Annotated in this window: 9 protein-coding genes; 4 read left to right on the top strand and 5 right to left on the bottom strand. The window is 72.1% G+C overall.

The window, feature by feature from the left end; translation table 11 throughout:
- Nucleotides 1-72: 72 nt before the first annotated feature.
- Nucleotides 73-1,257 carry a lactonase family protein gene (locus NE857_RS08810; RefSeq protein ID WP_254420527.1) on the bottom strand — a complete coding sequence of 395 codons (1,185 nt, stop codon included), beginning with the start codon at nucleotides 1,255-1,257 and terminating at the stop codon, nucleotides 73-75.
- A gap of 435 nt (nucleotides 1,258-1,692) precedes the next feature.
- Here NE857_RS08810 and NE857_RS08805 point away from each other — a divergent pair, with 435 nt between their 5' ends.
- From NE857_RS08805 to NE857_RS08790, 4 genes are all read left to right on the top strand, one after another.
- Complete coding sequence (locus tag NE857_RS08805; RefSeq protein ID WP_344012782.1) at nucleotides 1,693-2,238, top strand: globin domain-containing protein; 546 nt, start codon at nucleotides 1,693-1,695, stop codon at nucleotides 2,236-2,238.
- A 59-nt stretch (nucleotides 2,239-2,297) separates the two neighbouring features.
- On the top strand, nucleotides 2,298-2,975 hold the full coding sequence (locus NE857_RS08800) for a pyridoxamine 5'-phosphate oxidase family protein (protein WP_254420525.1): 678 nt from the start codon (nucleotides 2,298-2,300) through the stop codon (nucleotides 2,973-2,975).
- A 136-nt stretch (nucleotides 2,976-3,111) separates the two neighbouring features.
- Nucleotides 3,112-3,387 carry a type II toxin -antitoxin system TacA 1-like antitoxin gene (locus tag NE857_RS08795; RefSeq protein ID WP_254420524.1) on the top strand — a complete coding sequence of 92 codons (276 nt, stop codon included), beginning with the start codon at nucleotides 3,112-3,114 and terminating at the stop codon, nucleotides 3,385-3,387.
- A gap of 7 nt (nucleotides 3,388-3,394) precedes the next feature.
- Nucleotides 3,395-3,886: a GNAT family N-acetyltransferase gene (locus NE857_RS08790; protein WP_254420523.1), complete on the top strand. Its 492-nt coding sequence runs from the start codon at nucleotides 3,395-3,397 to the stop codon at nucleotides 3,884-3,886.
- A 68-nt stretch (nucleotides 3,887-3,954) separates the two neighbouring features.
- Here the strand turns inward: NE857_RS08790 and hrpA are convergent, their stop codons facing one another.
- The 4 genes from hrpA to NE857_RS08770 form a co-directional block, all read right to left on the bottom strand.
- The gene (hrpA, locus tag NE857_RS08785) at nucleotides 3,955-7,968 is read right to left on the bottom strand and encodes an ATP-dependent RNA helicase HrpA (protein WP_254420522.1); all 4,014 of its coding nucleotides are present in this window, start codon (nucleotides 7,966-7,968) and stop codon (nucleotides 3,955-3,957) included.
- Nucleotides 7,969-8,124: 156 nt separating this feature from the next.
- Complete coding sequence (locus NE857_RS08780) at nucleotides 8,125-8,982, bottom strand: alpha/beta fold hydrolase (protein ID WP_254420521.1); 858 nt, start codon at nucleotides 8,980-8,982, stop codon at nucleotides 8,125-8,127.
- Entirely contained in the window at nucleotides 8,934-16,196 is a 7,263-nt protein-coding gene (locus NE857_RS08775) for a type I polyketide synthase (protein ID WP_254420520.1), read from the bottom strand. The genes NE857_RS08780 and NE857_RS08775 overlap by 49 nt, the downstream gene beginning before the upstream one ends.
- Before the next feature lie 129 nt (nucleotides 16,197-16,325).
- Nucleotides 16,326-21,221 (bottom strand): type I polyketide synthase, encoded by a 4,896-nt coding sequence (locus tag NE857_RS08770; protein ID WP_425572148.1) that lies wholly within the window; start codon nucleotides 21,219-21,221, stop codon nucleotides 16,326-16,328.
- Nucleotides 21,222-21,231 lie beyond the last annotated feature (10 nt).

Raw genomic sequence — 21,231 nt, 5'->3', positions numbered from 1 at the left:
CGTTGTGAACAACCCGGCCACGGCAAGGGATGCCTTCGCCCGCTGCCCAGCCAGGGGAAAGGCAAGGGAGGATCAGGCCTCCGCTCCCCCTTCGGCCTCGGCCCTTCGGATGCGTTTGATGGGGACGGGCAGCACACACACCGGAACCGGCATGTCCAGGCGGTGGCCGGTGTCGGCGGGGATCCCGGTGTCCGGGTCGATACGCAGCGACATCAGGGAGTCGCCGTTCTGGGCGGCCGCGACCAGGTGGTCGGGCTGCCCGTTGTGTCCACGAACCACGGTGAAGTGGCGGGGCCAAGCGCCCACGGGGGTGTCAGCGAGGTGCTCCAGGCGTGCGCCCTCCTCGCGCACGGCGAAGGTCGAGATGACGTCCGCGCCCCGGTTGGACACGTACACGCGATCCCTGTGCAGGGTGATCTCGGCGGGGAAGTTGCTGCCCGCCGCCTCTTCGGCGGTGGCCGGTAGCGAGCCGAGGTACTCGCCGGTTCCCTCGCGGCCGTCCCAGCTCAGGACGTGCACGCGGGAGTCCAGCTCGCCGACCACGTAGACGTACGCGCCGCTCGGGTGCAGTGCGGCGTGGCGGGGGCCGGTGCCCGGGGGCAGCGCGATGACCCCCTGCAGGCCGCCGGGGACGAAGACCATGCCGGGGCCCTCGCTGTCAGCCGGGAGCTCCGGGGGATGGGGGTTGGCGACCTGGTAGACGCGCAGCTCGTCGGTGCCGAGGTCGGCGACGAGCAGGTAGGAGAGCTCGGGGTTGCCGGTGTCGGGCGCCAGGGTAAGGCTGTGCGCGTGCGAGCCCTCCTGGCGGTCGGTGACCGGCCCGCTTCCGGAGTGCTCGAACAGCTGCCAGGGCTCGCCGTCGTCGGTGCCGCCGGAGCCGTCCAGGGTGAAGGCCACCACTGCGGCGGTGCCGTTGGCGTAGTCGGCCACGCCCGCGAGCCCGTCCCCCAGATCCAGGACGTGGCAGGGCGAACCGCCCTCGGTCGGGAGGGAGCCCAGTTCGGTCAGGGAGGCGTCACCGTGCACCCGGAAGGCCGTCACCGTGCCCTTGGCGCGCTCGTTGACCGCGTACACCGTGGGCGGGTCCTCGGCGAAGTCCAGGAACGAGGGTCCGGTGGTGCGGGCGGCAACGCCGTCTGCGGTCAGCTCGCCCGTCTCGGGGTCGAACCAGACCCGGTGGATGCCCTGCCCCTCCCCCGGCGGGTCGGAGTCGGGGGTGTAGGTCCCCACGAGCAGGAGCCGTCGCGGTGTGTCCACCGGGTGCCTCGTTTCCTTCGCCGAAGAGCGGGATGTGGTCCATACCACCGGCGGCATGCTACCGCCCCGGACCCGGTGGGGAAAGGCTGAGCGTGTATCACCCGGGCGTGCCACCAGGGCGGTTACCAGGGGTAGTCACTGGAGTCACGTAAATACCCAGCAGTCACAAATCAGGGGCTCTCGACTACGTAGCGAGTCTGTTACAGTTCCTCACCAAAAGCCCGAGTCAGTGAGGTCAGGGCCACCTCCAGCACATCTGTCCTGATTCGGGCCGCCGCGGAACTTCCCGCGTGCCCTGCGGAAAAAGACCGATCCAAGGCCCCCGTCACCCTCGGAAACCGAGAGCGCGCCGCAGCTCTCCCCCACGGTCCGTGGTTCCCCGCTCACCCGAACACTGGATCAGCCTTGACCCTTCGCTCGATATCAGAAGTGCCATTGCCCGACCAGGAGATCGTCGACCTGGTCCGCCAGTCAGCCGTCGACATCCCCCAGGGGTCGGCACGACTGGCCAAGTGCTTCTACGACAACCTCTTCACCATGGTCCCCGAGGTGCGGGCCATGTTCTCGGACGACATCAAGCCGCAGCAGCAGCGCATGGCCGACGCCCTCCTGGCCGTGGTCCAGCACCTCGACGACCCCGGAGAGGTCGCCGACTACCTCCAGCGCCTGGGCCTGCAGCACCGCCTGGAACTGGGGGTGGCCCCGGAGCACTACCCGCACGTGGGGCGCGCCCTGGTCCGCGCCGTCAGCGAGATCTCCCCGACCTGGTCCTCCTCGATGAGTTCGGCCTGGGTGCTGGTCTACCAGTGGATCACCGCGAACATGCTGGCCGGGGCGGAGCAGGCCAACGCCCCCTCCCCGAACTCCTCGGCGCCCTCAGCCTCCCCGAACCACGCGCCTCCCGCGCCCTCCCCCTACTCCGCCCCACCGTCGCCTTCCAGGGCCGCCTCGAACCCCTCGACACCCTTCCGCGCGCGCTGACTGAACCCGGCTCCACCCGTTCCGTCACCGCTTCCGTACACCGTCGAAAGCCTTCGTCCATGTCACAGTCCGATCAGCACCACAGGCCCGGATCCGAGGGGGAACACTACGTACAGGAGGTCCTGGGCACCACGGAGAGGGCCGACCGCTTCTACCGCGACCAGATGCTGGACCACCTCAACCCGACGATGAAGGAGTTCATCGCCCGCCAGGAAATGCTGTTCATCGCGACGGCGGACGCCAAGGGCGAGTGCGATTCCAGCTTCAGGGCCGGGCCACCCGGTTTCGTGCACGTCATCGACGACCGCACCCTGGCCTACCCGGAGTACCGGGGCAACGGTGTGTTCGCCAGCGCCGGCAACGTCGTCCAGAACCCGCACATCGGCCTGATGTTCCTGGACTTCCAGCGGGACCGGATCGGCCTGCACGTCAACGGCAAAGTGAAGCTCACCGAGGACGAGCGGCTGCGCGCCCACGTCCCGGACCTGCCGCTGCCCCAGGTGCCGGGCCAACGGGCGCTGATGTGGATGGTGGTCCAGGTCGAGGAGGCCTACATCCACTGCCGAAAGCACATCCCGCACCTGCGCAAGGTCGGCGCCGACGAGGCCTGGGGCACCGACGACATGGTGCGCAAGGGCGGAGACTACTTCGGCGCCAAGCAGGAACGTGAGGCCCGGGAGCGAGAAGCCCGCGAACGCGAGGCCCACACCCACACCCCTGCGGGGACGGGCCGCTGAGAAGGATGCACCTCGCCTTGCGACAGGGCACGGTTCACTTCTGACTTCCGCACGAATTCCGTACAAGTGCCGTACAATTGAAAGCACTCTGGTCTTGGACGGGAGACCAGAGCCACACCCCAAAGGAACACCGCGCATGAGCAACGCGACCGAACGGATCGAAGTCAGAGTGACGCCCGAGGACAAGGCACTGTTCCTTGAGGCTGCACGCATCAACCACGAGTCCGCTTCCAAGTTCGTCGCCCGAGCAGTCCGGGAGGCGGCCGAGGAGGTCGTGGAGCGCGAGCGGACCACCAGGGTTCCCGCCGCGTTCTTCGACGCCATGGTCGAGTCCCTGGAAGAGCCCGCGGAGCCGATCGAGGAGCTGGCCTCGGCCGTGCGCAGGCACCGCTCCACAGTGAAGAAGAGGTAGCCCGACCGTGTTCGTCTGCCATCCCCTCAGCCGGGAGCATGAGCTCGAATCCTTCTCCTGCGGGAAGGAGGAGCTGGACACCTGGCTACGCACAAGCGCGCTCCACGCGCGTGCGAACAACACCGCCGCCACGTTCGTCTGGTGTGAGGAGGGCAGCAGAGAGGTCGCCGCCTACTACTCCTTCACCTCCACGACCTTGGCAAGAGAAGAGCTGCCCAAGAATCTGGCTCGGGGCAGCATGCACACGATTCCGGCGGTGCTGCTGGCGAGACTGGCATTGGACACGCGGTACCAGGGGCAGGGACTCGGTCCCGTTCTCCTGGTGGACTCCTTCGAGCGGGCGTTGGCCGGGAACGAGATCTTCGCCGTGCGGTTCTTCGTCGTCGACGCTCTCGACGACGACGCCCACACCTTCTACGAGAAGCACGGTTTCCGCGGCATCCCCGGAAGCATGCGGCTCTACCGAAAGATGAGCGACATCGCCAAGACCTTGGCGTAAGCCTGTCTCACACGCTAGGAACCCAAAGCGCCGCCGGAACCCGGTCCGGCGGCGCTTGCTTGTCCGGGTTACTTCCCGGGCTTCTTGACGGCCTCCAGGGCCTTCATGATGCGTTTGTCGGAGACCGGGTAGGCGGTGCGGAGCTCCTGGGCGAAGAGGCTCACCCGGTACTCCTCCAGCATCCAGCGCAGTTCGACCACGTCCGGGTCGTCGGTGCGGCCAGCGGGCAACACACCCCTGACCTTGGCGACGGCCTGGCGCATCTGTTCGACCTTGGACATGTTGACCTGGTCGCGGCGCGGGTTCTCCGGGAGTTTGGCCAGTCGGTACTCGATGCCGCGCAGGTAGCGGTGCACGTCGTCCAGTCGGGAGAGCCCGGCGCGGGTGACGAAGCCGTCGCCGACGAGGTCGCCGAGCTGGCCCTGGATGTCGTTGAGGGACGGCAGGACCGCCAGGGAGGTGGTGCCCTTGGTCTTCTTGGAGATCTTGCGCCACAGCACGAGGATGCGGGCCGTCTTCCCCAGGATCTCGGCGAGGGTGTCGCCGAGGTCGGCGCGGACCCGGTCGGTGAGCTTGGCGAAGTCCTCGCCGTTCCACACCGGGCCGCCCTCGCGGGTCAGCAGGTGGTCGACGGCGGCCGCCTCGGCGTCCTGGAGCATCTTGCGGATGGAGCCGTGCGGGTTGTCCGCCAGGGCGAGCTTGTCCGGGTTGTTCAGGCCCTTGCTGACCACCGTCGCCGGGGACGGGATGTTCAGCATGAGCAGCCGCCGGGTGCCCGCGCGCATGGCGGCGCGCTGTTCGGGCCGGGTGTCGAAGATGCGGATGGCGACGCTCTCGCCCTCGTCCAGCAGGGCCGGGTAGCCCTTGACCTTCGGGCCCAGGGCCTTGCGTTCCAGGGTCTGCTCCAGCGGACCGAAGTCCCAGGAGGTGATGCCCTTCTTCTCCACGCCCTTGGCCTCGGTGGCGATCGCCTCGCGCAGCCGGGGTTTGAGTTTGGCGCGCAGCTGTTCGAGGTCCTTGGACTCGGCCAGGGTGCGCTTGCGCTCGTCCAGTGCGCGGAAGGTGATGCGCAGATGGTCGGGGACCCGGTCGAGCTGGAAGTCCTCGGCGCGGATGCGCTCGCCGTAGGCCATCACGGTGAGTTCGGCCGCCAGGGCCTCGGTGAGGGAGCCCTCGTAGGGTGTCAGGCCGCCCCGGGCGCGGGCCGCGTTGTCGGGGACGGGCACGAAGTGGCGGCGCAGCGGCTTGGGCAGCGAACGGATCAGCGCGGTGATGAGTTCGTTGCGCAGGCCGGGGATCTGCCAGTCGAAGCCGGTGTTCTCGACCTGGTTGAGGAACTTCACCGGGATGTGCGCGGTGACGCCGTCGGAGTCGCTGCCCGGCTCGAACTGGTAGGTCAGCGGGAAGACGAACGCGCCCTGACGCCACACGTCCGGGTAGTCGTCCTCGCTGACCATGTCCACGCCGTCGTTGATGAGCTCCTCGCGGGTGAAGTCGAGCAGCTCGGGCTCATCGCGGCGGGCCTTCTTCCACCAGGAGTCGAAGTGGGCGGCGGAGATCGCGGAGTCGGCGACGCGGCGGTCGTAGAAGTCGAAGAGCGTGTTGTCGTCCACGACGATGTCGCGGCGGCGGGCACGGTGCTCCAGGTCCTCGACCTCGTCGAGGAGCTTGCGGTTGTCGTGGAAGAACTGGTGCCGGGTCTCCCAGTCGCCCTCCACCAGGGCGCGGCGGATGAACAGCTCGCGGGAGAGTTCGGGGTCGATCCTTCCGTAGGACACCTTGCGCTGCACGACGATCGGCACCCCGTACAGGGTGACGCGTTCGAAGGCCATGACGGCGCCGCGCTTGCGCTCCCAGTGCGGTTCGCTGTAGCTGCGCTTGACGATGTCGACGCCGAGCTCCTCGGCCCACTCGGGCTCGATCTTGGCGACCATGCGGCCCCAGAGCTTGGAGGTCTCGACGAGTTCGCCGACCATCACGAAGCGGGGCTGCTTCTTGAACAGGGCGGAGCCGGGGAAGATCGCGAAGCGCGCCCCGCGGCCGCCCAGGTACTCGTGCTTGTCCGGGTCCTTGAGGCCCACGTGCGAGAGCAGCCCGGCCAGCAGCGACATGTGCACGTCGCGCGGGTCGGCGGCCTGCTCACGCAGCGGCGGGACCTCGATGTCCATCGTGCGCAGCACCTGCTTGAGCTGGCCGTGGATGTCCTGCCACTCGCGTACGCGCAGGTAGTTGAGGAACTCCTCGCGGCACATCCGGCGGAACTGGTTGCCGGACAGCTCCTGCTGCTTGTCGCGCAGGTGGTTCCACAGGTTGAGGAACGCCAGGAAGTCCGATTCCTTGTCGGTGAACCGGGCGTGCGCCTGCTGGGCCTGCTGCTGCTTCTCCGTGGGGCGCTCGCGCGGGTCCTGGATGGACAGGGCCGAGGTGATGACCATGACCTCGGCCAGGCAGTCGCGTTTCTCGGCCTCCAGGACCATGCGGCCCAGGCGGGGGTCGATGGGCAGCTGGGCGAGGCGGCGGCCGATCGGGGTCAGGCGGCGCTGCTTCGAACCCTGCCGGTCCGAACCCTGCTTGCCGTCGGTGTCCCCGTCCCCCTTGGACGTCTTGGTCCGGGCGGCCTCGGGCTGGAGCGCGCCGAGTTCGGCCAGCAGGTTGACGCCGTCCTTGATCTGGCGGTGGTCGGGACCGTCCACGAACGGGAAGGCGGCGACGTCGCCCAGGCCCAGGTGGGCCATCTGGAGGATGACCGAGGCGAGGTTGGTGCGCAGGATCTCGGGGTCGGTGTACTCCGGGCGGGAGAGGAAGTCCTCCTCGGAGTACAGGCGGATACAGATGCCCTCGGACACACGGCCGCAGCGGCCCTTGCGCTGGTTGGCGGAGGCCTGCGAGACCGCCTCGATGGGCAGGCGCTGCACCTTGGTGCGGTGGGAGTACCGGGAGATGCGCGCGGTGCCGGGGTCGATGACGTACTTGATGCCGGGGACCGTCAGCGAGGTCTCGGCGACGTTGGTGGCCAGCACGACACGGCGGCCGCTGTGCCGGGACCAGACGCGTTTCTGCTCGGCCACGGACAGGCGGGCGTAGAGGGGCAGGACCTCCAGGCCGCGGATCTTCTTCTTTTCGAGGGCCTCGGCGGTGTCGCGGATCTCGCGTTCGCCGCTGAGGAAGACCAGGATGTCGCCGGGGTCCTCGGTGGAGAGCTCGTCGACGGCGTCCAGGATCGCCTGGGTCTGGTCCTTGTCGGTCCCTGGACCCGAATTCTTCTCCTCCGGGTCGAGAATCTCGTCCGAGATCGGCCGGTAGCGGACCTCGACCGGGTAGGTGCGCCCGGAGACCTCGACGATGGGGGCGTCGTCGAAGTGGCGGGAGAACCGCTCGGGGTCGATGGTCGCCGAGGTGATGATGATCTTCAGATCCGGCCGCTTGGGCAGGAGCTGCTTGATGTAGCCGAGCAGGAAGTCGATGTTGAGGCTGCGCTCGTGCGCCTCGTCGATGATGAGCGTGTCGTACTGGCGCAGCATGCGGTCGTGCTGGATCTCGGCCAGCAGGATGCCGTCGGTCATCAGCTTGACCAGCGTGCTGTCGTTGGAGGAGTCGGTGAACCGGACCTTGTAGCCGACCGTCTCGCCCAGGGGGGTGCCGATCTCGTCGGCGATGCGCTCGGCGACCGTGCGGGCGGCCAGCCGGCGGGGCTGGGTGTGCCCGACCGTGCCCATGACGCCGCGCCCCAGCTCCAGGCAGATCTTGGGCAGCTGGGTGGTCTTGCCGGAACCGGTCTCACCGGCGACGATGACGACCTGGTTGTCCCGGATGGCCTCGGCGATGTCCTCGCGCCTGGCGCTGACCGGGAGCTCTTCGGGGTAGCTGAGCTCGGGCACGGCCTCGCGGCGCAGGCCCACACGGAGCTCGGCGCGGTCGATGTCGCCCGCAATCTGCGTGGTCACGGAGGCGCGGCGGCGCTCGTCACGGATCCTGGCCAGGCCGTCGATACGACGACGGAGCCGGTGCCGGTCCGCGGGCATGAGGTCGCGCAGCCGGGAACGGAGTTGGTCCGCGGCGGGCGCGGGCGTGGTGGTGCTCATCAATAACCAAGGTTAAGAGGGCCGGCAACCGGTTTTCCCGGCGGGCAGGCAGGAAGGGTTTCGACAACACGGCGGGCGCGGCGACTCCGGGCCGGAGGAGAGGGCCCGGGCGCACCTTCAGCTGAACGTCCGGGGCGGCGGAGTTTGTTCCAGGTGTCAGAGCGGGCTGGTGAGCCAGTCCTTGAGGACGGGCAGCCAGGGCCCCTCGGGGATGAGGTGGGCGTCGTGGAACTCCTCTTCCAGGTCGGCCCGGCGGGTGGCGGGGCGGCGGTCGGTCAACTCCCTCGTCTGGGCGTCGGTGAAGATACCGAACTCGGCGAAGACCGCCAGGGTGGGGACCCGCAGTCCCTCCCACTCGGACCAGCGGGGCTCCCGGAGCCCTTCCATGGTCGCTTCCATGACGGCGGGGTCGAAGCGGGGGACGAATCCCTCGGGAGTCTCCACGAGGTCGGCGACCCAGACAGCGCTGAGGGCGTCTGGGCCCAGGAAGGCACGGGCCGCTTCCCGGCTGGGGAAGGGCACCGGCCAGGAGGCCAGGAACGCTCCGATCCGGGTCGCGGTCTCGGGGCCGTCTCCCCCGGGGTGGCACTCCAGCAGGGTGAGGCGTTCCACCAGATCCGGTCGGGCGCTCGCGGTGAGCATGGCGGTGTGGGCGCCCATGGAGTGGCCCACGAGCCGGACCGGGGAGTCCGCGAGTTCCTCGATGACGGCGACGGTGTCCGCGACGAAGGCCTCGCGGGAGGTGTCCGCGGGGCGGGAGGTGCTGCGGCCGTGGCCGCGCTGGTCCACCAGGAGCACCCGGAAGAGGGGTGCCAGGGCCCGCGCCGTGGGCCAGAACTCGCGCGCGCTCCCGGCCAGGCCGTGCAGGATCACGACCGGCGGGCCCGCCCCCGCGGTGTCCAGGACGTGCAGGTCGGTGCCCTCCCGGTGGATCCACCGGGAGGGCACCCGTGCCCCGTCTCGGTTCACCTCGAGCTCTTCCTCTTGGAGACGGCCCGCTTCAGGGTCGTCCACCTGGAGACGGTCCGGTTCGGCTTCCCTCCCTCGGAAACGATCCGGTCGACCTCCTCGGCGGTGCGGAGAGCGTGCTCCTCCAACATGGTGAAGTGGTCACCCGGGACCTCCACCCAGTCGTGGGGGATCGGCCAGCTCCAGTCCAGGCCGAGTTTGGTCCCGGCCGCGGTGACCACCGCCTCGGTGGGCCGCACCTGAACCGTCGGACCCGACCACTCCGAAGGACGCCAGGTGGAGAACAGGTCGAGGTAGGCGCCCATCGCGGTCAGGCGGGTGGTGTCCAGGAGTTCGAACTCGTGCGCCCGTTCGGTGACGAACTCCGTCACCATGGGCAGAAGGTCGTCGTCGCCGGGCACCACCGTGTCGAGCAGGACGGCCTTGGCGGGCGGGGTCCCCCGGCTGGAGAGCTCCTCGGCGACGGCGTGGGCCGTCCAGCCGCCGGAGGAGCGGCCCACCAGGATGAACGGGCGCCCGTCGGCCGCGGCGAGGGCTTGGTCGGCCTGGGTCCGCACGAAGGTGTCCAGGTCAGCGGGGAGTTCCTCGCCCTCCAGGTAGCCCGGAGCGGAGAGCACGTGGACCCTGCGTCGTCCCTGCCACCGGTTGGCGAACCGTGAGAACTCGTGCGGGCCGGAGGTCATGACCAGTGACGGGTGGCAGATCAGGACGGGTTCTTCCGGACCCGTGGCCAGCGTGGTGGCGGCGGACCGCGACGCCCCGGTGAAGACCGCGCGGGATCGGGAGGCGGCAAGGGCGAGGTCCACGGCCTGCTTGGGGCGGTGTGCGGCACACGCGTCCAAGAAGAGGCCGATCAGGCTGTCGTCGGATTTCGCCTCGCGGCTCCGACCGCCGCGGGCTCCGTCAGCGGTGGTCGCCCCGCCCGCCACCGGGGCGGGTCCGCCCATCTCCTGGTCGAGGTGGTGCGCCAGGGCCCGGGGTGTGGGGAACTGGAACACCAGGGTGGCGGGCAGGCGCAGCCCGGTGATCTCCTGGAGGTGGTTGCGCAGTTCCACGGCGGTCAGCGAGTCGAACCCGGCCCCGGGGAACTCCTGGTGGGCGCCGTACTCCAGGTAGCCCAGGATCTCCGCGGCCCGTTCGCACACCAGCCGGGTGAGCAGCTCCCGGCGCTCGACGCCGGGCGGAACCGCGACCACCGCTTCGGTACCGCGTCCGCTCCGGTCCGGGGCGCGTACCAGCCCTCGCATCAGCGGTGGTACCGATCCCTGGGTGACCGCTCGGGTGCGCAGCCCGACCAGGTCCAGCGGGGAGGGCACCAGATGGGCGCGGTCCGAGGCCAGCGCGGCGTCCAGGAGCGCGCACCCCTCGCGGTCACCGATCCCCTGGACCCCCCAGGTACGGGACATCCGGTTCGCGGACACCTCGCTCATCTCCGCGAACTCCCCCGACTCCACCAACCAGCGCCCCCAGGCCAGGGACTGGGCCGGCAGGCCCAGCTCGCGGCGGTGCGCGGCGAGGGCGTCCAGGTAGGCGTTGGCGGCCGAGTAGGCCGCCTGGCCCGCGCTGCCGAACACCCCGGCGGCGGAGGAGAACAGGACGAACGCGTCCAGGTCGCTGTGGGCGGTGAGCCGGTGCAGGTTCCAGGCGCCCACGGCCTTGGGGCCCATCACACGGGCGACCGTGTCCGCGGTCAGACCGGTGAAGGTGGCGTCGTCGATCACCGCGGCCGCGTGCACGACGGCCGAGACCGGTACCTCGGCGAGAAGGTCCCCCAACCGCTCGGCGTCGGAGACGTCGCAGGCCTCGACCCGGACCCCGGCGCCCAGGGCGGTGAGGTCGGCGACCAGAGCATCGGCCCCCGGGGCGCGGGGGCCCTGGCGGCTGACCAGGAGGAGGTCGTCGACACCGTGCCGGACGACCAGGTGGCGGGCGACCAGGGCGCCGAGCCGACCGGTGGCACCGGTGATCAGAACCGTTCCACCGGGACGGAAGCGGGTGGCCAGCTCCAGGACCGCCTTGCCGACGTTGCGGCCGCGCTGCATGACCTGGAACGCCTCCGGGGCCTCCTCGATCGGGTACCGGGTGAGGGGGGCGCGGGGCAGGGTGCCGGCTGTGAGGAGCGGCAACAGGGCGGCGAAGGCCCGCTGGATCCGGTCCGGCCCCGACTCCAGGACGTTGAAGGCCCGGTAGACGATGCCCTCGGGGACGCCGTCCGCGCCGAGCAGCTCGTTGCGGCCCAGTTCCACGAACCGGCCGCCCGGTCCGAGCAGCCTCAGCGAGGCGGGGATCGCCTCGCCCGTGAGGGAGTTGAGGACCACGTCCACGGTGTCGGCGGCCGCGCGGAACTGCTTCTCGAAGCCGAGTTCACGCGAGTGCGCGATCTCGGCCTCGCCCAGTCCGGACGAGCGGAGCAGGTCCCACTTCTCGGGGCTGGCCGTGGCGAGCACCCGGGCGCCCAGGTGCCGGGCCAGGCCGAGCGCAGCCTGGCCCACCCCGCCCGCGGCGGAGTGGACGAGCACGGTCTCGCCCTCACGCAGCCCGGCCTCCTCGACCAGGGCGAGGTAGGCGGTCAGGTACACGGCGGGGACGGCGGCCGCCTCCGCGTGGTCCCAGCCCTCGGGGACCCTGGCCAGGTACCGGTGGTCGGCCACCGCGACCGGGCCGAAGGCGCCGGGGAAGAGCCCCATCACCCGGTCGCCCGGGCACAGGTCTCCGGCCTCGCCCCCGGTCTCCAGAACCACTCCGGAACCCTCGTTGCCGATGTCGCCGGGCTCGGGGTACATGCCCACGGTCATCAGGACGTCGCGGAAGTTCAGGCCGGCGGCGCGGACGGCGACCCGCACCTCGTGCGGGGCGAGCGGACGTTCGGGCACGGGGACGTAGGTGAGGCCGTCGAGGACGCCCCGGCCGTCGGCGTGCAGCCGCCAGCCCGGGCTGCGGGCGGGCGGGAGGGTGGCGGTGTCCGCCTCGGAGCGGCTGCGGGCCAGACGCGGCGCGTGGAGCCGTCCGCCCCGGACGGCCAGCCGGGGTTCCCCTGTGCGCAACGCCGCGGCGATCAGTTCGGTGCCGGTCTCGGAACCGGTCAGGTCGGTGTCCAGCAGCAGGAACCGGCCGGGGTTCTCGGTCTCGGCGGAAGCGATGAGCCCCCACAGCGCCGCGCCGGACGGGTCCGCGGGCAGACTGGTATCGCCGGGCAGGCTGACGGCGCCGCGGGTGAGCACGACGAACCTGGTGGCGGCGTAGCGGTCGTCGTCCACCCAGCCCCGCAGCTGTTCCAGGGCACCGGTCAGCCGTTCGAGGGCCCGCTCGGGGTCGGCGTTCGCCTGTTCGAGGCTCTGGGTACCGCCGGATCCGGCACCCTCGTCACCTGGGGCCAGCACGATCACGTCGGGCGCCTCGGCGCACTCCTGAGGCCGACGGTCCACCCCGGCCAGATCACCCGCCACCGCCCAGGTTCCGGGGTCGGGGAGAACGGTCCCCCCGGGTATCGCGATCTCCTCCCAGTCCTGGTGGAAGAGCGCGTCCTGGTCCGCCTGGGCCGCCGGGGCGGCTTCCCGGACGGAGAGGGAGTCCACGCTCAGGACCGGTCCCCCCTCGGGGTCGGTGACCAGGATCCCGTAGGTGTCCTCACCGGTCCGGGTGAGCTGGACCCGGACCCGCCCCGGGGCGCCCGGCGCGTGCAGCCGCACCCCGCTCCAGCCGAAGGGCATCAGGAGCCGGGGAGCCTGGTCGGCTTCCGCCTCGCGCAGAAGCAGGGACTGGAGCCCGGCGTCGAGCAGGACCGGATGCGGGCCGGTCATCGCCTCGGCGTCGGCGGGCAGGGGTTCGGGCCCGGCCTCGGCCCACGTCCGAGGGCCGTCGGCCCGGACGGCGCGCAACCCCTGGAAGGCGGGCCCGTACCCGATGCCCCGGGCCTCGAAGAGCGCGTAGGCGTCCGCCACCGTGAGTTCGGTGGCCTCCGGGCCCGGGGTGAGGGGGGACGGGGCGGGGGTCCTGGTGGCAGGGGCCAGCAGGCCCTCGGCGTGCGTGGCCCACTCCTGCCCGTCGGCGGAGGACGACAGGAGGCGGAAGGCGCGCGTTCCACGCAGGTCGGGGGCCTCCACGATGACCTGGACCGGGGTGCCCGGCCCCTCGGGGTCGAGTTCCAGGGGGGCGCTCAGGGTCAGTTCGGCGATCTCGGGCCGGTCGCAGAGCCGTCCGACGCGCAGCAGCAGCTCCACCGCGGCGGTTCCGGGCAGGATCGTCCGCCCGGAAACCGTGTGTTCGGTCAGCCAGGGAGCACGCGCGGGGTCGAGCCGACCGGTGAAGAGGGTCTGGCCGGTCGCGCCGATCGGTGTCCAGGCGCCGATCAGGGGGTGGTCGGCGGCGCTGAGGCCGACCGAGGAGGGGTCACCCGAGAGTCGGGGCTCGTCCAGCCAGTACCTCCGGCGCTGGAAGGGGTAGGTGGGAAGGTCGACGTCGCGGCCGCCATCGCCCAGCACCCGTTCCCAGTCGACGCCGATCCCCTGGCAGTGGGCTTCGGCCAGCGCCGCCAGGAAGCGGTCTCCGGTGTCCTCGTCCCGGCGCAGGGTGTGCACCACCGGGAGGTCAGCGGCCCCGGCGGCCTCCAGGGTCTGGCGCAGCGGCACCGACAGCACCGGGTGCGCGCCGACCTCGACGAACGCGTGGCTGACCGGGGCCAGGCGGCGGACCACCGGTTCGAGGAGTACGCCGTGGCGCAGGTTCCGGTACCAGTAACCGGCGTCGAGCGTAGTCCCGTCCACGGGCTCCGCCGACGGTTCGTCCCCGGGTTTCCACGTGGGTGAGGGTGCCACGGTGGAGTACAGGGGTACGGTGCCCGGCCGGGGCCGGAGGTCGGCCAGGGCGGCCCGCACCTCCTCCTCGACCCGGTCCACGAGGAAGCAGTGCGAGGTGTAGTCGACCGGGATGCGCCGCACGAAGGTCCCGTCCTTCTCACGGGCGGCCACGAAGCCGTGGACTGCCTCGGCACTGCCCGCGACCGTGCTGGTCTCGGGGCCGTTGGCGCCCGCGAGGGCGAGCTGTCCCTCCTGCCCGTCGATCAGGCCCGCGACCTCGTCCATGCCCAGTCCCACCACAGCGATGCCGCCCTCACCCGCGACCTTGCCGAGCGCGCGCGAGCGGGCCACGACCACCCGGGCCCCGTCCTCGAGCGAAAGGATCCCGGCCACGCAGGCGGCCGCCACCTCGCCCTGGGAGTGGCCGACCACGGCGGAGGGCTCGACACCCGCGGCCCGCCACAGCCGGGCCAGGGAGACCAGCACCGCCCACAGGGCCGGTTGCAGGACGTCCACGGGGGCGTCCTCGCCCATGAACCGCGGGGCTCCGGGGTCCTCGCGCAGAACCGCGGACAGGGACCAGTCGACGTGGGGTGCCAGGGCCCGTTCGCACTCGGCCACGGACGCGGCGAAGACCGGGGAGTCAGCCATCAGGCCTTTGGCCATGCCCGCCCACTGGCCGCCTTGGCCGGGGAAGACGAAGACCGGTTGTTCGGAGTGGCCGGACCGGCGGGCCTCGCCGGTGACCACGCTCGCCGCGCACCCGTCCGTTCCCGCGCTCCCAGCCAGGGCACGCAGCCCTGCGGTGAGGGACTCGGGGTCGGCGCCGATGACGGCCGCGCGCTGGACGAACCGGCCGCGTGTGCTGGCCAGGGCGCGGGCGACGTCGGCGGGCGGCGCGGCGCCGCCCGGGTGGTCGGCCAGCCGGGCGGCCTGTTCGCTGAGCGCCGTCCTGTCGCGGGCGGACAGCAGCCAGGCGGTCCGCCCCGTGACCAACGGCCCGGTCAGGGGCCCGGAGTCCGACGAGCCCTCCTGGGTCTCCGAGGCGTCCGGGGTCCCCGACGCGGCGCCACCCGTTCCGGGGGAGGGTTCCGGGGCCTCCTCCAGCACGATGTGGACGTTGGTCCCGCTGATCCCGAAGGACGACACACCCGCGCGGCGCACGCGCTCGCCGCGCGGCCAGTTTCTTGCCCCCGACAGCGGCCGCACACCGCCCGAGGCCCAGTCCACCAGGGGCGAGGGTTCCTCGGCGTGCAGGGTTCGCGGCAGCCGCTCACGACCAAGGGCCAGCACCAGCTTCATGATCCCGACCGCCCCGGCCGCCGCCTGGGTGTGCCCCAGGTTGGACTTGACCGACCCCAGCCACAGGGGGTCCCCCGGCCGGTCACCGAACACCTCCAGGAGGGCCTCGGCCTCGATCGGGTCGCCGAGTTCGGTCCCGGTTCCGTGCGCCTCCACCGCGTCGATGTCGTCGGGGGTCAGCCCGGCGTCGGCCAGCGCGGCCCGGACCACCCGCGATTGCGCGGGGCCGTTGGGGGCGGTCAGCCCGCTGGAGGCGCCGTCCTGGTTGACCGCGCCGCCCCGGATCACCGCCAGGACCCGGTGCCCGGAGCGCTCGGCGTCCGAGAGCCGTTCCAGGACGAGGGCGGCGGCCCCCTCAGCGAACCCGGTGCCGTCGGCCCCGGCGCCGAAGGCCTTGCAACGACCGTCCGCGGAGAGCACCCCCTGCTTCGCGGACTCCGCGAAGAGAGACGGCCCCGACATCACGGTCGCCCCGCCCGCCAGCGCCAGAGAGCACTCTCCCTGGCGCAGGGACCGCACGGCGAGCTGAACGGCGGTCAGCGAGGAGGAACAGGCAGTGTCCACGGTCAGCGCGGGCCCCCGCAGCCCCAGGGTGTAGGCGATCCGACCCGAGGCCACGCTGGCGGCGGTGCCGGTCATCAGGTACCCCTCCGCTCCCTCGGGCATGGGCACCCGGCCCGAGGTGGTGGTACGGGCGTAGTCGGTCGTGCTGATCCCGGTGAAGACGCCGGTGGGCGTCTGCGCCAGGGAGGCGGGGTCGATCCCGGCGCGTTCGAGGGACTCCCAGGTCACCTCCAGCATGAGCCGCTGCTGGGGGTCCATCGCCTCGGCCTCGCGCGGCGAGATACCGAAGAAGGCGGCATCGAAACCGGCCGCGTCGTCGAGGAAACCCCCGCCCGCGGACATGCCCGGACGGCCGCGCATGTCCTCCACGTCCCAGCCCCGGTCGTCCGGCAGGTCACCGATGGCGTCGGCGCCCCGTTCCAGCAGGTCCCAGAGTTCCTCCGGACTGTTCACTCCTCCGGGCAGACGGCAGCCCATGCCCACCACGGCGATCGGCTCGTTGTCGCGTTCCCGCAGCCGCGTGAGCTCGGCGCGGGTGCGCCGCAGGTCGGCGGTGACCCGTTTGAGGTAGTCGAGAACCTGTGCGTCGTCGGTCATGGGCATGCCTCGCCGATTCACGTCGCGGCACCGGGGTGCCGGGGTTGGGCTGTGCTTGTCGCTGGTCTTCGTGTGGTGGCTGGCAGAACTCGGTCACCCGGGGCGGGGTACGCCCGCCCCGGGTGGGAATCAGTCGCCCAGGGTCTCGTCGATGAGCGCGAAGAGCTCTTCCCTGGAGGCCCTCTCCAGGTCGGGGTCGTCCGACCCCGGCTCCCGAAGGGGCGGGGTACCCGGCTCCAGGCGCAGTAGCAGAGCGCGGAGACGGTCCGCGACGGCGGAGGCCCCGGCGGCACCGGATCCGCCCCCGGTCTCGCCCTTGAACTCGTCAAGGGCGGCGACGAGTCCGTCGAGGCGTTCCAGGACGACCTGCTCCGCGCTGCCGAACACCCGCTCCTCGACGTGTCGGGCCAGTGCGGCGCAGGTGGGGTGGTCGAAGGCGACCGCCGGGGGAAGGCGGACCCCGGTGAGCGCGGAGAGCCGATTGCGCAGTTCCACCGCCGTGACCGAGTCCATGCCCAGGTCCTTCAGGCCGCGGTCGGTCGGAACGTCCCCGCCTGATCCGTATCCGAGGACGGCCGCCACGTGTTCGCACACGTGCTCGGTGAGCACGCGGACGCGTTCGGCCCGTGCCGCACCGGACAGCCGGGTCCGCAGGTCAGTGACGACCGTCTCCGGGGAGGGACCGGCCGTCTGGCCGGACGGCGCCCCGGCCCCGGCCGGGGCGAGATCGGTGATCAGGGGACTGGGCCGGTTCGCGGTGAAGGCCACCCGAAAACGCGGCCAGTCGATGTCGGCGACGGCCAGCGCGGTCAGGTCGTGGTCCAGGGCCCGGCGCAGCCCCTCCACCGCGGGTGCCGGTTCCATCGTGGGCAGTCCGTGCCGGCTCAGGAGACCCGCCACCGCCTCGCGACCGGCCATCCCGGCCCCCTTCCAGGCGCCCCAGGCGATCGATGTCGCGGGCAGCCCCAGGGACCGGCGGTAGTGGGCGAAGGACTCACAGAAGACGTTACCGGGCGCGTAGTTGCCCTGGCCGGTCACACCGAAGACGGCACCCACCGACGAGAACAACACGAAGGCCGACAGGTCCAGACCTCGCGTGAGCGCGTGCAGATGCACGGCTCCGTCCGCCTTGGCGCGCAGGACGCGGCCGATGGACTCCGGGCCGAGGTCTGCCACGGGGGCATCGTCCAGTTCCGCGGCGGTGTGGAAGACCGCCGTGAGGGGGAGGCCCTCCGGGATGCGGGACAGCGCCTCGGCGAGCTGGGCCCGGTCACCGACGTCACAGGCGACCAGGGTGACCTCCGCACCCGCCGCGCGCAACTCAGCGGTGAGTTCCCCGGCGCCCGGGGCGTCGGGACCGCGGCGGCTGAGCAGAAGAAGGTGCTCCGCGCCTCGCGCCGCGAGCCAGCGTGCCGTGTGCGCGCCCAGGCCACCGGTACCACCGGTGACCAGGGCCGTGCCCGAGGGCCTCCAGTCCCGGATCCCGGTCCCGCTGACCGGGACGCGGGCGAGCCGCCGGGCCGACAGGGTCCGCCCGCGCACCGCGAGCTGGTCCTCGCCGACCGCGGCCTCGCCGGCCAGGACCGTGGCCAGGGCGGCCCCGCTCTCCGCGTCGTCGGGGTCGGGGAGGTCGACCAGACCGCCCCACCGGTCCGTGTGCTCCTGGGCCGCCACCCGGCCGAAGCCCCACAGCAGCGCGGCGGCGGGGTCGCTCACCCCGGACCCGCTGTCGACCGCGCCGCTGGTGAGGCACCACAGCCGCGCGTCGGTCCCAGTGCCGAGCAGGGCCTGGAGAACGAGGACGGCGTCCCGGTGGGCGGGCGCTTCGGACGGGGGAGCGACCTCGCCGGGAGCGGTGTCTGTGGGATCCGTGTCCCCGTGTGCCCGGTCCAGGGCGGTGGTCAGCAGGACACCGGCGATACTCCCGGCACCGTCCCGGACGCCTTCGACCAGGGCGGTCACTGCCTCGCGCCCAGCACCGTCCGGCAGGTCGAGGACGCGCGTGCGGTGGCCGCGCGCCTCGAGGGCGCAAACACAGCTCCGGAGGGCCGGGCCGAGCCGGGAGCCGACCAGCAGCCAGGTGCCCCGGCCACCGGCCGCGTCCGGCAGGGCTGTCTGAGCGGGCGGGGCGGCGGGGGCCTCGGCGGAGGCCGGGACGGGCACCCACTCCTCGCGGTAGGTCCACTCGTCGGCGCAGGCGCCGGAACCGGCTCCGGAGGAAGCGTCGTGGGCGTCTTCCCGGGCCCGGTCGGCACCGGGTCCCGGCCGCCAGTAGCGCTGGCGTTGAAAGGCGTAGGTGGGCAGGGCGACCTGAGCGGCCTCCGGACCGAAGAGCGGAGTCCAGTCGAGGTCTACCCCGTGGCTGTGGGCCTGGCCCAGGGAGGTCAGGAAGCGGACCGGCCCGCCCTCGTCCCTGCGCAGGGTGCCGAAGGCGACCGTCTCCTCGGCCCCCGCGGCCTCGGCGGTCTCCTGGACCGAGGGTGTCAGCACCGGGTGCGGCCCGACCTCGACGAACACGTCGTGTCCGGCGGCGACCAGGGCCTCGGTGGCCTCGGCGAAGCGCACGGGTTCGCGCAGGCCCCGGAACCAGTAGGCCGCGTCGAGCAGCTGCCCGTCCAGGAGAGCGCCGGTCAGGGTGGAGTACAGGGGGATTCCCGGCAGTTCGGGGGCGATCCCGGACAGCTCCGACTCGATCCGGTCGCGCAGGAGGTCCACGGACGGTGAGTGCGACGCGTAGTCCACGGCGATCATCCTGGCTCGGACACCATCGGCCTCGCACTCCTTGACCAGCTGGGCCACGGCTTCGGGTTCACCCGCCACGACCGTGTTCGACGGGCTGTTGACGCCGGCCACCACGACCCGGTCCGCCCACACGTCCAGGCGCTCGCGCACGGCCGCCGCAGGACTGGCGACCGAGGCCATCGCCCCGGTCCCGGCCAGGTCGAGCACGGCACGGCTGCGCAGGGCCACCACCTTCGCCGCGTCCTCCAGGGTCAGGGCACCGGCGATGTGCGCGGCGGCGACCTCTCCCTGTGAGTGCCCGACCACGGCGGCCGGGGTCAGGCCGTGGACCATCCACAGCCGGGCCAGGGAGACCATGACCGCCCACAGTGCGGGCTGGACGACGTCCACGCGGTCGAGGGAGGGCGCGCCGTCAGCGCCTCGGAGCACGTCGGCCAGCCGCCACCCGACATGGGGTGCAAGAGCGCGTTCGCAGGCCGCCATGTGCCGGGCGAACTCGGGCGAGGAGTCCAACAATTCGACCGCCATGCCCTCCCACTGCCCGCCCTGACCGGGGAAGACCAGCACGGGGCGGCGGTCGGGGCGGGCCCGGCCGGTGGCGGTGGTCGCCCCCGGGGCCCCCGTCTCCAGGGAGGACAGCGCCGTGAGGAGCTGGTCGCGGTCACCGCCGACGACCACCGCCCGGTATTCCAGCGCGGACCGGATCGTGGACAGGGACAGGGCGACGTCCGCCGGGTCGAGGCCGGGCCGGGCGCGGGCGTGCTCGTGCAGCCGCACGGCCTGGGCAGCCAGGGCCTGGGGGGTGCGGGCGGACAGCGGCCAGGCGGTGGCCCCGGTCACCGAGGCCGCGCGCGGGCGGCCCGACGAAGCGTCCTTCTCCGGAACGCGGGCTTCGGGATCGGCGCCCCCGGGGTCGGGGGCCTGCTCCAGGATGAGGTGGGCGTTGGTGCCGCTCATCCCGAACGAGGAGACGGCGGCCCTGCGCGGCCGGTCACCGCCGGTCCAGGGGCGCGGTTCGTGCAGCAGTCGGATCCCGCCGTCCCAGTCGACGTGGGTGGTGGGCCGGTCCGCGTGCAGGGTGGGGGGCATGACGCCGTGGCGTAGCGCCTCGACCGTCTTGATCACCCCGGCCACCCCGGCGGCGGCCTGCGGGTGCCCGATGTTGGACTTGAGCGAGCCCAGCCAGAGGGGCCGGTCCTCGGTGCGGTCCCGGCCGTAGGCGGCTATCAGCGCCTGGGCCTCGATGGGGTCGCCCAGGGACGTCCCGGTGCCGTGTGCCTCGACCAGGTCGACGTCGGCCGGTGCCAGACCGGAATCGGCCAGGGCGCGGCCGATCACGCGGGTCTGGGAGGGGCCGTTGGGCGCGGTGAGCCCGTTGGACGCACCGTCCTGGTTGACCGCTCCGCCCCTGATCACCGCGAGGACCTGACGGCCGTTGCGGCGCGCGTCGGACAGGCGTTCCAGGACGACCAGGCCAGCACCCTCCGAGAACGCGGCGCCGTCGGCGTCCCGGGAGAACGCCTTGCAGCGGCCGTCGGGGGCCACCCCCCGCAGCCGGGTGAACTCGGTGAGGGTACCGGGGCCCGACATGACCGTGGCGCCCCCGGCCAGGGCGAGCGAGCAGTCGCCATCGCGCAGGGCGCGCACGGCCAGGTGCAGGGCCACCAGCGAGGACGAACAGGCGGTGTCCACCGTGAGCGCCGGACCGACCAGGCCCAGGCAGTAGGAGATGCGGCCGGAGGCGACACTCGCCGAAACCCCGGTCAGGGTGAGGCCGTCCGTGGTCATCCGGTGGACCGGTGGACCGTACTCCTGCTGGTTCAGACCCACGTAGACGCCGGTGTCGCTGCCGGCCAGGGAGTCCGGGGCGATACCCGCGCGTTCGATCGTCTCCCAGGCGAGTTCGAGCAGGATGCGCTGCTGGGGGTCCATCGCCTCGGCCTCGCGCGGCGATATGCCGAAGAACGCCGGGTCGAAGTCGAAGACGTCCCGCAGGAAAGAACCCCGGTCCATGTCGACGTGTCGGCCGTCTTCTCCCTCGGCCAGGAGTCCGGCCAGGTCCCAGCCGCGGTCGTCAGGGAAGGGGCCGACCGCCTCCCGCCCTTCGGAGACCATTTCCCACAGCTGTTCCGGGGTGTCGACACCGCCGGGAAGGCGGCAGCCCGTACCCACGATCGCGATCGGCTCCGGCACGGAACCGCCTTCCAGTTCGGCACGCAGGCGCGAGTTCTCCTTCATCGCGGTCCTGAGTGCCGCTACCAGGCGTTCGCTTTCGCTGCTCAAACCCAGTCTC

Source organism: Nocardiopsis exhalans (assembly GCF_024134545.1).
Taxonomy (GTDB): Bacteria; Actinomycetota; Actinomycetes; order Streptosporangiales; family Streptosporangiaceae; genus Nocardiopsis; species Nocardiopsis exhalans.
The sequence above is the reverse complement of the archived record's forward strand: the minus strand, read 5'-3'. Positions and strand labels throughout refer to the sequence as shown.